Below are 373 nucleotides of genomic sequence, written 5' to 3'. Positions count from 1 at the left end.
CCCTGTCACCCGGCTCGCCGGTGCTGGCCTCGAAGGTCTTGCTCTGACTGCTGCCATCGGGTTTGAAGGTAACGGATTTGCCTTCGATCTTTTCGATCCGGCCGGCTTCACCGGCAATGAGATTCCTGTAGCTGCTGGTGACGCTGAGCCTGTCGCCGACCCTGAAACGGATATCCTTGTTGTTGAACGCCTTGAAGCTGACAGGGTCGCCACTCAGGCGACCGGATGCAAGGCCCTGTTTTTCGATCTCCTTGGCCAGCGCATCTACATCAACGCGCCGATTGGCATAGAGCATGCGGACCTTTTCGGGATCTGCCTTGATATCCCTTTCGTAAGCATCCGCCATTGCTTTCAGCGCCGACCCGGCGTCCGC

General features: G+C 58.4%; 1 protein-coding gene. It reads right to left on the bottom strand.

The genetic code is table 11. The features are described from left to right. On the bottom strand, positions 1-373 hold a 373-nt coding region (locus M0412_RS26445; protein WP_371338353.1), incomplete at both ends, for a hypothetical protein.

Origin of the sequence: Agrobacterium sp. O3.4 (assembly GCF_041414895.1) — a bacterium.
Classification (GTDB): Bacteria; Pseudomonadota; Alphaproteobacteria; order Rhizobiales; family Rhizobiaceae; genus Agrobacterium; species Agrobacterium cucumeris.
Note: the sequence above shows the minus strand (reverse complement) of the source record. Positions and strands in the feature narration are given on the sequence as shown.